The organism is Clostridium sp. 16K-1-R1 (genome assembly GCF_023921145.1).
In the GTDB taxonomy this organism is placed as follows: Bacteria; Bacillota; Clostridia; order Clostridiales; family Clostridiaceae; genus Sarcina; species Sarcina perfringens.
Genome location: NZ_CP046515.1, coordinates 3,217,264 through 3,229,411 on the forward strand (window position 1 = coordinate 3,217,264; position 12,148 = coordinate 3,229,411).

Sequence of the window (12,148 nt, forward strand, 5' to 3'; positions counted from 1 at the left end):
TATAATTTCTTCTCTTTAAGTATCTATTACTAGTCAAATATGATACAATTCAAACTTAGAAATGTTATGATTAAACATATAAGAATTTTAGAAAATTATTTTGATTATTAATATATACAAATTTAGAAGGGAGAAATTAAACTTATGATATACCATGATGTAGTTATTATAGGAGGCGGAGCTTCTGGTATGACAGCTGCAATTACAGCAAAGAATTTTGGATTAGATGTTGCCATAGTTGAAGGAACAGACAGAATAGGTAAAAAAATTCTTACTACAGGAAACGGTAGATGTAATATAACAAATTCATTAATAAGTTTTCCATTTGAAAACTTTCATAGTGCAAATGATGGATTTTTTATTAAATCTTTAAATAAATTTTCTGTAGAAGATACAAAAGCCTTTTTTCTTAATCTAGGATTACCAATAATAGAACTTGAAAAAGGGAAAAATTATCCTCAATCTTTACAGGCCTCTTCTGTTGTAGATATTTTAAAAATGGCCTTAGAAGAACGTGAAATTCCTGTTTATAATTCTTACAAAGTAAAATCTATCCACAAATCTAAGGGTAAATTTACTTTATCCACAGGAAATGAGGATTCACCTGTGATTAAGTGTAAAAAGTTAATAATGGCTTGTGGAGGAAAATCTGCTCCTAAAACTGGTTCTGATGGCTCTGGATATACTCTTGCTAAAAGTTTAGGCCACTCTATTATTGAACCTAATCCAGCTATAGTACAATTAAAACTATCTCACAATAAACTTAAAGCTTTATCAGGAATAAAGTTTAATGGTTATGCTGAAGTTTTATGTGATGGAAAAAGTATTAGAAAAGAATTTGGAGAGATTCTTTTTACAGACTACGGCATATCTGGCCCTCCAATATTACAAATATCTAGAGAAGCTTCCTTAGGATGCTTTAAAGGTAAAGAGGTTAAAATCTTAGTTGATATGATGCCTGATAAATCATTAAAGGAATTAGAAGATTTCTTAGAAGGACATTTTGCTGTTTTTTCTTGTAGAGAAGTTATAAACTCACTTATAGGTGTTGTTAACAAAAAAATGATACCTATATTATTAAGAGAAGCAGGTATAGATAATTTACATAAACCATGTTATGAACTTACTTGGAAAGAGAAAAAAGCCTTAATAAACCTTATGAAATCTTGGGAATTTAAATGTATTGGAACAAATGGCTTCCAAGCAGCTCAGGTAACTACTGGTGGAATAAATACAAAGGAAGTTGATTCTGAAACTCTTCAGTCAAAGTTAGTAGATAACCTTTATTTTTGTGGTGAATTATTAGATGTAGATGGAGATTGTGGTGGATTTAATCTTCAATGGGCTTGGAGTTCTGGATTTACTGCTGCACTTTCTTGTACCCTTCAGTAATATATTTTCTATGAATAATATATTTTTTAATTAAATAAAATTTATTTTTATTTAATACAAAACCCTTGGTATAACTAGGCTAAAAACTCCTAGCCATACCGAGGGTTTTATTACTTTTAAAACTCTTTTTTCCAAATTGTTTCTATTGAAGCTGAAACTTCTCCTAACCTATTGTTTACAATCTTGTAAAGGCACTTATAACCTTCTTCAATCTCATCCCATTGGCAAACAATATTTACATCATCTCCAAGTCTAACTTCCTTCTCATACTTTATTTTAGCTGATATAAGGCTATATTCATCTAAAATACACTCTGGTGTAGCTTCCATAGTCCATTCTAAGTATTTAGTGTTATTAACATGCTTATTAAAATCTATATCACTTCTTCTTACAGAAATATTTGATTCTAAATCTTCTCTAATTAATTTTTCAACTTTAGTTGATTTTAACTCTACCTCTCCAGTATCACTCATGTTTATTAACTCACAATACTCTTTAGGTATTCTAACAGCTCTACGCTTTTCTAAATCTATTAATAAGAAAATAATCTTTCCTTCAGCCACAAGTTCATTTTTTTCATTATAAACTTTATATACTCTACAAGCATAAAATTTCTTTATTCCTTCTAGATAAGTTTCCACATTTATTGAACTTTTATATGGTATTGGCTTTTTTATATCTATTGAATAACTATAAATAATCCAACTTAATTCATGATCTTTTAAATACTTAATTCCTTCATAAGCTAACTCTTCCTCATGGATTGCAGATACATCACCAAAGATTTTCATAAGTGGAACCATTCTTATGTTTTTATTAACATCTGAATCATAATATAGTACATCATATTTTTTCATAAATTTATTTTCGCTCATAATTAATTCTCCTAGAAAAATTTTAATACCAATAAGTTTCTGCTAAAGTAATGCTTTCTCCCTCTTCATTTTCTACTTTATGAAGAACCTTTACTTCATCTTCACCCTTAATTATTTTTGACTTTATAATTACATTATGACCATATGTAATTTCTTTTTCAAATTTTATTTTTATTTTTTTCATTTTGTAATTTAGAACAATATCAACTGGTACTGTTTCTAAAATCCACTCTACATACTTAATATTACTTACATGCATATTTAGATCTATATCTAAATATCTTATGTGAAAATTCATCTCTAAATCTTCTTTATCAAATTTCTCAAAGTTTAATTTTTTTCTTAATAATTTTGAAGACTCCTTACTTAATCCATGAATCTCATATTCTTCATCGCTTATTCTAGCTGGTCTTCTAGTTTTTTTGTTTATTAAGAAGGCTAATACATCAGCCCTAGCTACTAAGGCCCCATCCATATCATAAGCCTCAAATACTCTGTTAGAATAAAACTTTCTTATAGATTCAACATAAGTTTTTACCTTAATTTTCTCTCTATATCTTGGATATCTATTAACTATTATTTCATAATCAAAAAATACCCAAGTAGTTTCACTGCTATTATCTGCATAGTTCATTGAATTCTTTTCTTCTTGACTTAAGCAACAGTCTGAAAAGAAGTTCATCATTGAAGTTATTCTACAGTCTTTTCTTCCATCTGTTTCTCCATAAGTAACTTCATAAACTTTTTCATAAGCTTTCCCCATTTTAATCACTCCTCATTTGGAAGTATATCAAATCAAAAAATACCTTTCAAACTAGAAAAACACCACTAAACTAGGTGTTTTAGTGGTGTTTTCTTTATAAATATATCAATACAAACAATTTGTGATGGATTCTTATTTAAAGTATCTGTTTAATAATCCAGCGAAAGCTTTTCCGTGTCTAGCTTCATCTTTACACATTTCGTGAACTGTGTCGTGGATTGCATCTAAGTTTAATTGTTTAGCTAAAGTAGCTAAATCTTTCTTACCTTGGCAAGCTCCATGCTCTGCATTTACTCTTGCTTGTAAGTTAGCTTTTGTATCAGCTTCTACAACTTCTCCTAACATTTCTGCGAATTTAGCAGCATGTTCTGCTTCTTCGAAAGCTATTCTTTTATAAGCTTCAGCAACTTCTGGGAATCCTTCTCTGTCAGCTTGTCTTGACATAGCTAAGTACATTCCTACTTCTGTACATTCTCCTACAAAGTTAGCTTGTAATCCTTCGATTATTCTTTCATCTACACCTTTAGCAACTCCGATTCTGTGCTCATCTGCAAATGCTAGGTCTTCTCCTTGCTCTATGAACTTGTCAGCTCCAACTCCACATACTGGACATTTTTCTGGTGCTTTTTCTCCTTCATAAACATATCCACATACTGTACAAACAAATTTTTTCATAATCTTATTCCTCCTACAAAACAAACAATTTATCTAATTTCAATTTATATCATAATTTAAAAGTCTTTATTTAAGTGTTTTTTTGTTGATGTATTTCCTCATCAACCTTATGTCATTATTATATAATAATAATTATTATTTATCAATAGTTATTTTTTATTTTTTTCAAAAAAATTTTTTAAATATATAATTTATAAACAATGTATTTAAATTAATCTTATATTTAAACTTAATAATTAACTTTTAAAGTAAATAGTATAAAAATAAGAAGCACCTATTAAAAAAGCACTTCTTATTTTAAACAGAGCTTAAAATTAATATTCTATGTTATTTATAGCTTCTATTAAATCGTCTAAGTTTATTCCATGAACTATTGCAGCCTCTTCTAAAGTTTCAGCTTGAGCTGATGGGCATCCAACACATCCCATACCAAAGCTCATTAATACCTCAGCAGCTGTTGGCATTTTTCTTATTACTTCTCCAATTGTCATGTCTTTAGTTATCATAATAAACTACACCTCTCTTAATTAAATTAAAAGTTATATCCTTAATTATACTCCCTATAAATTTCAAATACAAGTATTTCACTCTGAATTATAATATTTAAAATAAAACTTATATATACTTTTCTATATTTAATTTTTCTATTATATCTTTTATCACAATCCTATCTGGAGGATTAACCTCTTCTAGTGAAGGAATATCTACCTTTTTAAAAAATACAGCATCTGCACTTTCTTCTCCATCTAAGACTACTTCTCCTTCATAATCATTTGAAATAAATATAGAAGATGCGTTATAAATTTCATCCCCATTAGGATATTTATTGTAACACTCTTTACCAGAGTAAACATTAAATAAGCTTAAACTCTTGACCTTAAGCCCCACTTCTTCGTATGCCTCTCTAATAGCAGCTTCCTCAAAACTTTCGCCAAGCTCTAAACTTCCTCCAGGAAGTCCCCATTTATTATTGTCAGTTCTTTTTTGTAATAATACCCTTCCCTTTTTATCAATTATTATTATTCCAGCTGAACACATTATAAGTGGTCTATGTGGATTAGGAAGTTCTTTTCTTAAATCCATTATATATCCCATACAATTCTCCTCTTAAATTACATAATTTTATTCTAAATTAATTTAAAAATATTATACCCTAAAATAAAAAATAGCTTAAGATTAAATAATCTTAAGCTATTTTAAAGTAATTATTCTTTACTACTTATTAAAGTTCTTCTCTTACTCTTATAGTTTGGTTTCTCTTTGGTCCAACACCAACTATAGAAACTTTAGTTCCTGTGAACTCTTCTATTCTTCTTAAGTAAGTTTTAGCGTTCTCTGGTAACTCTTCGTAGCTTCTTGCATCAGCAACTTCTTCTCCCCATCCTTCGAACTCTTCATATACTGGTTTACATCTAGCTAAATCTTCTAAACTAGCTGGGAAGTAATCTATAACTTTTCCATCTAATTCATATCCAACACACATTTGTATTTTATCTAATCCAGCTAATGTATCTATTTTAGTTACTACTAATGAAGTTAATCCACAAACTCTTGTAGTAGTTTTTAAGATAACAAGGTCTAACCAACCACATCTTCTTGATCTTCCTGTAGTTACTCCGTACTCATGACCTTTTTCTCTTATCCAATCACCAGTTTCATTTTCAAGCTCTGTTGGGAATGGTCCTTTACCAACTCTTGTAGTATAAGCTTTAGCTATACCAACAGCATTAGTTACCATGTTTGGTCCTATACCTGCTCCACTAGCAACTCCACATGAAGTTGTGTTTGATGATGTAACATATGGATAAGTTCCATAGTCTATATCAAGAAGCATTCCTTGAGCTCCTTCAAATAATACATTTTTATCAGCTTGGATAGCGTTGTATATTTCAACTGAAGTATCTTTAACATATGGTCTTAATCTTTCAGCAAATGCCATATATTCATTGTATATTTCATCGAAGTTTAACTCTTCTCCACCTAATAATTTGATGTATCCATTTTTCATTTCGATGTTTATTCTTAATTTTTCAGCAAAAGAATCTTTGTGCATAAGGTCACAAACTCTTATTCCTGATCTTTCATATTTATCTGTATAACAAGGACCTATTCCTTTGCAAGTAGTTCCTATATCATTTTTTCCTCTAGCTTTTTCTTTTAACTTATCTAAAGTTATGTGGTATGGCATTATAAGATGTGCTCTATCACTAACTATTAATTTCTCTGGAGTTACTTTTACTCCTAAGCCTTCTAAATAATCTATTTCTGTAAATAGTGCTTTAGGATCTACTACAACACCATTTCCTATTACGTTTAATTTCTCGTCATGTAATATTCCTGAAGGTATTAAGTGTAACTTGTATTGTTTGTCTTCAACTTCAACTGTATGTCCAGCGTTATTTCCTCCTTGGAATCTAACAACTACTTCTGCCTCTTCTGCTAAGTAATCTGTCATCTTTCCTTTTCCTTCGTCTCCCCATTGAGCTCCTAATACAACAAATGCTGACATTTTTTATTTCCTCCTTATAAAAAGAACATTAACATTCTTTTTTTATAAACCATAACGGTTGATTAACTTTTTCCGAGTAGACAACGTTCGTATTTATAGGTATTTTTGCTATAAATTTCATTGTCCTATACCATATTAACAGAGTAAAACTCTTAGGTCAAGGCAATAAAAACGAATATTTTAACATATTTTTAGTCCTAAAGTTCATTTTATTTAATTCAATTAAATAATATTTAATTTAATAATATTTCTTCGTCAAAATTCTCATTAATATTACTCTTTTCCTTATACTTATTCTTATCAATAAATTGATTTTTTACTAAATATTTTTACTTCTAAAACTAATTAAATTATTAACATTAAATTTAGATAAAATTTCAATCTTGATTTTTAAAAATGTTATACTATATTTAACGAAAGAATTACTTAATTAGACACTAAAAATCTTATTTTATTAAATATAACAAAGGAGGATAAAAAATGAATACATATGGTGTTTTCGATATCCTTGGACCAATTATGATTGGACCATCTAGCTCTCATACTGCAGGGGCTGCTAGACTTGGAAAAGTAGCTAGAGCAATCTGTGGTAAACCAATGAAAAAAGTTACTTTTCTTTTACACGGTTCTTTTGGCAAAACTTATAAAGGTCATGGTACAGATAAAGCTTTAGTAGCAGGTATCCTTGGAATGGAACCTTCTGATACACACCTTAGAAATTCTTTAGAAATAGCAAAAGAAAAAAATATTGAAATAGAGTTTAAAGAAGTTGATTTAGGAGATGCACATCCTAATACAGTTAAATTTATAATTGAAGATATTGATGGTGTTTTTCATGAAATAGTAGGATCATCAATAGGTGGTGGAAGTATTAAAATCACTGAGGTAAATGGTAGCGTTGTTGAATTTACTGGTGAATACCCAACACTAATAATCTCACATAAAGATGTTCCTGGAGCTGTATCTAAAGTAACAGCCATAGTTTATGAGCATAATATTAATATAGCTTTCATGAAAGTCTTTAGAACAGAAAGAGGAAAGGCTGCAAGAATGGTCTTTGAAATGGATAGCCCTATTACAAAGGACATTATTGATGAAATTAAGAAAGTTGAAGCTGTTGAAAAACTAGTTGTTATAAACCCAGTAAAGGAGGATATTTAGATGATTGCAAGAAGCGGTGCTGAATTATTAGAAATATGTAGAGAGAATAATTTCTCCTTAGCTGAATACGCTATTCAATATGAAATGGAAAGTAAAAACTGTACTAGAGAAGATGTAATAAAAGGTATGGAAAAAGTTCTTCAAGTTATGAAAGAAGCAGCTAATGAAGGGCAAGAAAAAGAAGTTTATTCTGTAAGTGGATTAATTGGCGGAGATGCTTATAAATTAAAAAAATACTTAGAAAAAGGGGATACTTTAACTGGGAATGTTATGGTTGGCGCTATGGCAAGAGCCTTATCTTGTTCAGAAGTAAATGCTTCTATGGGAAGAATAGTGGCATGCCCAACAGCTGGTTCTTGCGGAATATTACCAGCTGTAATATTGACTGTAGGAGAAAGATTAAATCTAAGTGATGAAGAACTTATTCAAGGTTTATTAGCATCCTCTGCTGTAGGTATGATAATTGCGCAAAATGCAACATTAGCCGGTGCTAAAGGTGGATGCCAAGCTGAATGTGGGTCTGCTGCTGCTATGGGAGCTGCTGCCACTGTAGAAATGATGGGTGGAACTCCAGAAATGGCTTTAGATGCTGGGGCAATAGTATTTAAAAATATACTTGGTCTAGTTTGTGATCCAATAGCTGGCTTAGTAGAAGTACCTTGTGCTAAAAGAAATTTTGCAGGAGCAGTTAGCGCCTTAACAACTGCCGACTTAGTTATGGCAGGCATACATAGCAAGATACCTTTTGATGATACAGTTGAAGCTATGTATAGAGTAGGAAAATCTTTACCTGCTTCTCTAAGAGAAACTGCCTTAGGTGGTTTAGCAATTACTAAAACAGGACTTAAATTAAAAGAAAAAGTTTTTGGTAAAGATAAATAATTATTTTTTAATGAGCATATGTAATTATATATGCTCATTTTATTTTTAAATAATTAGCATTCAATATTAATATACGCTTTTTAATTTTATATTGGTATTTCTTCAAAGTTACTAGTAAATTATTGACATTTATTATGATAATATTGTAATATTAACTTGTAATAACATCATTATCTTTGGTGCTTTTTTATTTCTACCAACTGGTAATGACAACATTATAATAGGGGTGAGATTTATGAATAAAATTTTTGGATTTACTCAAGAAGAATTATCCAGCTTAAAAGCCACTTATACAGCCAATGAAATATATCAACAACCAGAATTATGGAAAGAGACTTTAAACATAGTAGAAAATAATAAAGAAGCTATAAATAAATTCTTAGAAAAAAATTTAAATAAAGACAATGTAAGAATAATCTTAACTGGAGCAGGAACATCTGCCTATGTTGGAGATACCATATATCTTTATTTAGCTAAAAAGTTAGGTAAAATAGTTGAAGCTATAGCAACTACTGACTTCGTTTCAAATCCAGATGAATATATAGATGAAAATGCAAATACCATCTTAGTTTCTTATGCTCGTTCTGGTAATAGCCCAGAAAGTGTTGGAACTTATGATTTATTTGAAAAGAAAGTTAAAAATCTAGCACACATAGTTGTTACTTGTAATAAAGAGGGTGAGCTTGCTAAGAAGTCTCAAGAAAAAGAAGGAAACTTAGTTTTATTAATGCCAGAAAAATCAAATGATAAGAGTTTTGCTATGACAAGTTCCTTTACTTGTATGACATTAGCTACTCTACTTTTATTTGATATAGCTAATCTAGAAGAAAATAAAAAAATCGTTGAAGAATTAGCTACTAAAGGACAAGCTTCTCTTGATAATCAATGGAAAGATGCAAAAGCAATTTCAGATTTAGGAGCAGAAAGAATTGTTTATGTAGGTTCTGGCGCCTTAAAGGGTCTTTGCCATGAAATGGCTCTTAAAAATTTAGAATTAACTTCTGGTAAACAAGTTACTGTTTGTGAATCAATCTTAGGCTTTAGACATGGTCCTAAGTCAATAATAAATAATAATACTTTAGTTATATTCTTATGCTCTACAAATGATTATACAGCTCTTTATGATTATGACTTAATAAAAGAAGTTTATAATGATGAAGGTACTCAAAAGGTTGCTGTTTTAAATTATTTTGACAGAGAAAATCTTAAGGAAATTTCTCATAAATATATAACAGCTAATGGATCTAAATTAGATGATACATTTATAGCATTTAATTATATAATATTTGGTCAAATGATTTCTTTCTTTAACTCTTTAAGACTTGGAATTTCTCCTGATAATCCAAGACCTGATGGAACAGTTAATAGAGTTGTTCAAGGGGTTATAATTCACGAATATAATAATTAATTTATGAGAGGTGTTTTTTATGAATAAAATTAAATCTACTAAAGATATGCTTTTAAGAGCTCAAAAAGGAGGATATGCTATTCCTGCTTTTAACATACACAATCTAGAAACTTTTCAAGTAGTTGTTGAGACTGCCGCTGAGCTTAACTCTCCTGTCATAATCGCAGGTACTCCTGGAACTATTGATTATGCTGGTCCAGATTATATAGTAGCTATGGCTGAAGTAGCCTCTCAAAAATATGATATTCCAATAGCAATTCACCTTGACCACTTTGAAGATCCAAAGCTTATAAAAAGTCATATAATAACTGGATTTAAATCTTGTATGATAGATGCTTCCCATCTTTCCTTTGAAGACAATGTAAACATGGTAAAAGAAGTTGTAGACTTTGCTCATAGATATGACGCTACTGTTGAAGCTGAACTTGGTAAACTTGTTGGAGTTGAAGATGACTTAGTGGTAGATGAAAATGAAGGAGCATATACAGACCCTGATGCAGCTTTAGAATTTGTTGAAAGAACAGGTGTAGACTCACTTGCTATAGCAATTGGAACTGCTCATGGATTATATAAAGGAACTCCTAAATTAGACTTTGATAGATTAGTTAAAATTAGAGAAAAGGTATCTGTACCTTTAGTTTTACATGGTGCATCTGATGTTCCAGATGAATTAGTTAAAAAAGCTATAGAACTTGGAATATGCAAGGTTAATGTTGCTACAGACTTAAAGATTCCATTTTCAGATGCAGTAAAAGATTATTTCATAGCTAATCCAAAGGCTAATGACCCAAGAAAATATATGACTCCAGGTAAAGAGGCTATGAAGAAAATAGTTGAACACAAGATTCTTCTTTGTGGTAGTAATGGTAAAGCTTAATTATTTAATTTTATATATAAAAGAGACATCAATTTTTTTGATGTCTCTTTACTTTATTAATCTTCTTCTAAAACTACAGTATATTCAAATTTATCTCCTCTTGAAACACTTACTGTATACTCTATAACTCTTTCATTTTCAAAGGTAACTCTTTCAATTCTCATTGCAGCTGTACCATCTTCCACATTTAATAATTTTGAATCACTCTTTGAAATTAATATTGGTTTAAAACTTTCCTTAGCCTTAGTTAGACTAACATTATAGACTTCTTTAAATATATCATACATAGGCTTTTCTTTAAGCATCTTTTCTTTCAAATCAATAAATCTATATTCAGGTAAATAAGTACACTCTACCATCATTGGAACTTCATCTGCTATTCTTAGTCTTACTATCTTATATACCAGTGAGTTTTCTTCCACTTTTAATTTTTCAGAAATCTTATTGTCAGCTCTTATTAAATCAAAGGATAATATTTTTGAAGATGGATTTTTCCCAAGCTTTTTCATTTCTTCAGTAAAACTATAAAATTTTAATAATTGTTGTTTATACACTTTAGGAGATATAAAAGTTCCCTTTCCATGGACCTTATATACATACTCTTTTCTTTCTAATTCTCCAATGGCTTGCCTAGCTGTTGTTCTACTAACATTATATTGCTCACATAATTCTCTTTCAGATGGTAACTTATCATTTTCCTTAAGTTCTCCGCTATTTATAAGATCAATTAGCTCTGTTTCTAATTGATGATACAGGGCTATGCCCCTGCTTCTCTTAAACATTCTTCCACCCCTAAATTCTAATAATACTATTTATAGTGTTATCATATTTACTATTTTTTTTCAATGTTTTTCTCTATAAAGCATAAACTCACAGTATATACAAACTGTGAGTCTTTAAAAATAATTATTTTCAATTTTATAAAACCTTAGAGACACAATACCTTTCTACAGTCATAGTAATATTTTTTGTTTTGTCTATTATAATCTCTACAGTTTCTTTATTAACCTTTGAAACCTTTCCATGTATACCACTACTTAAAACAACATTTGAGCCTACTTTTAAATTAATCTGTTGCTCTATTATCCTAGCTTTATCTTTGTTAACACCTTTAAAACTAACAATATACCAAACTAAAAATACTGCTACTAGAACTAATAAAATAATCATAAAAGTTTTCATTGGTCTCCCCACTTTCTTATATGTTTAATAATTCTCTCACACTACAAACACTATCTTTGCCATCATTTTTTATCTTTTCAACTAATTCTTTTATATCACTAAAACAATCTCTCTCCATTGTTGCAGTAACAACCATAGGCAAGTTTACCCCTGTTATTACCTCTACCTTATCTGATTTATATAAATTTAAGGCTGATTGATTCATTGGAGTTGCTCCTAATAAATCTACAAGAACCACCACTCCCTCACCACTATTTAATTCATTTATTTTTTCTCCAAGCTCTTCACCAAAACTTTCTGCATCTTGTCCTCTTTTTAAAGATACTATGCTAAATTTCTCTTGGGTTCCACAAATCATATCTATTGCATCAAATAACCCTTTTGCCATTTCACCGTGAGTTGCTACTAGTACACCTATCATCCT

14 protein-coding genes are annotated in these 12,148 nt (G+C 29.9%); 5 read left to right on the forward strand and 9 right to left on the reverse strand.

Annotated elements, in window-relative coordinates; all coding sequences use genetic code 11:
• Positions 1 to 144 precede the first annotated feature (144 nt).
• Entirely contained in the window at positions 145 to 1,392 is a 1,248-nt protein-coding gene (locus GOM42_RS14600; RefSeq protein ID WP_003456905.1) for an NAD(P)/FAD-dependent oxidoreductase, read from the forward strand.
• 116 nt (positions 1,393 to 1,508) lie between these two features.
• Here GOM42_RS14600 and GOM42_RS14605 read toward each other — a convergent pair whose 3' ends face one another.
• The 6 genes from GOM42_RS14605 to GOM42_RS14630 form a co-directional block, all read right to left on the reverse strand.
• On the reverse strand, positions 1,509 to 2,267 hold the full coding sequence (locus tag GOM42_RS14605; protein ID WP_003456854.1) for an acyl-ACP thioesterase domain-containing protein: 759 nt from the start codon (positions 2,265 to 2,267) through the stop codon (positions 1,509 to 1,511).
• Positions 2,268 to 2,289: 22 nt separating this feature from the next.
• The gene (locus GOM42_RS14610) at positions 2,290 to 3,030 is read right to left on the reverse strand and encodes an acyl-ACP thioesterase domain-containing protein (RefSeq protein WP_011591187.1); all 741 of its coding nucleotides are present in this window, start codon (positions 3,028 to 3,030) and stop codon (positions 2,290 to 2,292) included.
• 132 nt (positions 3,031 to 3,162) lie between these two features.
• Positions 3,163 to 3,705 carry an NADH peroxidase gene (locus tag GOM42_RS14615; RefSeq protein WP_011591188.1) on the reverse strand — a complete coding sequence of 181 codons (543 nt, stop codon included), beginning with the start codon at positions 3,703 to 3,705 and terminating at the stop codon, positions 3,163 to 3,165.
• Between the two features lie 314 nt (positions 3,706 to 4,019).
• Positions 4,020 to 4,211, reverse strand: coding sequence for a DUF1858 domain-containing protein (locus GOM42_RS14620; protein WP_003451010.1), 192 nt, complete (start codon positions 4,209 to 4,211; stop codon positions 4,020 to 4,022).
• A 109-nt stretch (positions 4,212 to 4,320) separates the two neighbouring features.
• Complete coding sequence (locus GOM42_RS14625) at positions 4,321 to 4,800, reverse strand: NUDIX hydrolase (protein ID WP_110077476.1); 480 nt, start codon at positions 4,798 to 4,800, stop codon at positions 4,321 to 4,323.
• A 127-nt stretch (positions 4,801 to 4,927) separates the two neighbouring features.
• Entirely contained in the window at positions 4,928 to 6,214 is a 1,287-nt protein-coding gene (locus tag GOM42_RS14630) for an adenylosuccinate synthase (protein ID WP_003450991.1), read from the reverse strand.
• Positions 6,215 to 6,694: 480 nt separating this feature from the next.
• Between GOM42_RS14630 and sdaAB the strand changes: the two genes are divergently transcribed.
• The 4 genes from sdaAB (at position 6,695) to GOM42_RS14650 (ending at position 10,542) form a co-directional block, all read left to right on the forward strand.
• Positions 6,695 to 7,375, forward strand: a complete 681-nt coding sequence (gene sdaAB / locus GOM42_RS14635) for an L-serine ammonia-lyase, iron-sulfur-dependent subunit beta (protein ID WP_003459996.1) — start codon at positions 6,695 to 6,697, stop codon at positions 7,373 to 7,375.
• Positions 7,376 to 8,257 (forward strand): L-serine ammonia-lyase, iron-sulfur-dependent, subunit alpha, encoded by an 882-nt coding sequence (gene sdaAA / locus GOM42_RS14640; RefSeq protein WP_110077474.1) that lies wholly within the window; start codon positions 7,376 to 7,378, stop codon positions 8,255 to 8,257.
• Between the two features lie 235 nt (positions 8,258 to 8,492).
• Positions 8,493 to 9,665 carry an SIS domain-containing protein gene (locus GOM42_RS14645; RefSeq protein ID WP_110077473.1) on the forward strand — a complete coding sequence of 391 codons (1,173 nt, stop codon included), beginning with the start codon at positions 8,493 to 8,495 and terminating at the stop codon, positions 9,663 to 9,665.
• A gap of 19 nt (positions 9,666 to 9,684) precedes the next feature.
• Entirely contained in the window at positions 9,685 to 10,542 is an 858-nt protein-coding gene (locus GOM42_RS14650; protein ID WP_011010998.1) for a tagatose bisphosphate family class II aldolase, read from the forward strand.
• Between the two features lie 56 nt (positions 10,543 to 10,598).
• On the opposite strand, the gene GOM42_RS14655 is transcribed toward GOM42_RS14650, so the two are convergent.
• From GOM42_RS14655 to GOM42_RS14665, 3 genes are all read right to left on the reverse strand, one after another.
• Entirely contained in the window at positions 10,599 to 11,324 is a 726-nt protein-coding gene (locus tag GOM42_RS14655; protein WP_110077472.1) for a GntR family transcriptional regulator, read from the reverse strand.
• Positions 11,325 to 11,460: 136 nt separating this feature from the next.
• Positions 11,461 to 11,724, reverse strand: coding sequence for a preprotein translocase subunit YajC (locus tag GOM42_RS14660; RefSeq protein ID WP_011010999.1), 264 nt, complete (start codon positions 11,722 to 11,724; stop codon positions 11,461 to 11,463).
• 16 nt (positions 11,725 to 11,740) lie between these two features.
• A complete protein-coding gene (locus GOM42_RS14665) occupies positions 11,741 to 12,145 on the reverse strand; it encodes a PTS sugar transporter subunit IIA (protein WP_003451031.1) in 405 nt (134 codons plus the stop codon).
• Positions 12,146 to 12,148: the final 3 nt, after the last annotated feature.

Bases quoted from the DNA above. Each gene is read 5' to 3' on its own strand.
- GOM42_RS14600 (WP_003456905.1), top strand. From the start codon at position 145: ATGATATACCATGATGTAGTTATTATAGGAGGCGGAGCTTCTGGTATG.
- GOM42_RS14605 (WP_003456854.1), bottom strand. From the start codon at position 2,267: ATGAGCGAAAATAAATTTATGAAAAAATATGATGTACTATATTATGAT.
- GOM42_RS14610 (WP_011591187.1), bottom strand. From the start codon at position 3,030: ATGGGGAAAGCTTATGAAAAAGTTTATGAAGTTACTTATGGAGAAACA.
- GOM42_RS14615 (WP_011591188.1), bottom strand. From the start codon at position 3,705: ATGAAAAAATTTGTTTGTACAGTATGTGGATATGTTTATGAAGGAGAA.
- GOM42_RS14620 (WP_003451010.1), bottom strand. From the start codon at position 4,211: ATGATAACTAAAGACATGACAATTGGAGAAGTAATAAGAAAAATGCCA.
- GOM42_RS14625 (WP_110077476.1), bottom strand. From the start codon at position 4,800: ATGGGATATATAATGGATTTAAGAAAAGAACTTCCTAATCCACATAGA.
- GOM42_RS14630 (WP_003450991.1), bottom strand. From the start codon at position 6,214: ATGTCAGCATTTGTTGTATTAGGAGCTCAATGGGGAGACGAAGGAAAA.
- sdaAB (WP_003459996.1), top strand. From the start codon at position 6,695: ATGAATACATATGGTGTTTTCGATATCCTTGGACCAATTATGATTGGA.
- sdaAA (WP_110077474.1), top strand. From the start codon at position 7,376: ATGATTGCAAGAAGCGGTGCTGAATTATTAGAAATATGTAGAGAGAAT.
- GOM42_RS14645 (WP_110077473.1), top strand. From the start codon at position 8,493: ATGAATAAAATTTTTGGATTTACTCAAGAAGAATTATCCAGCTTAAAA.
- GOM42_RS14650 (WP_011010998.1), top strand. From the start codon at position 9,685: ATGAATAAAATTAAATCTACTAAAGATATGCTTTTAAGAGCTCAAAAA.
- GOM42_RS14655 (WP_110077472.1), bottom strand. From the start codon at position 11,324: ATGTTTAAGAGAAGCAGGGGCATAGCCCTGTATCATCAATTAGAAACA.
- GOM42_RS14660 (WP_011010999.1), bottom strand. From the start codon at position 11,724: ATGAAAACTTTTATGATTATTTTATTAGTTCTAGTAGCAGTATTTTTA.
- GOM42_RS14665 (WP_003451031.1), bottom strand. From the start codon at position 12,145: ATGATAGGTGTACTAGTAGCAACTCACGGTGAAATGGCAAAAGGGTTA.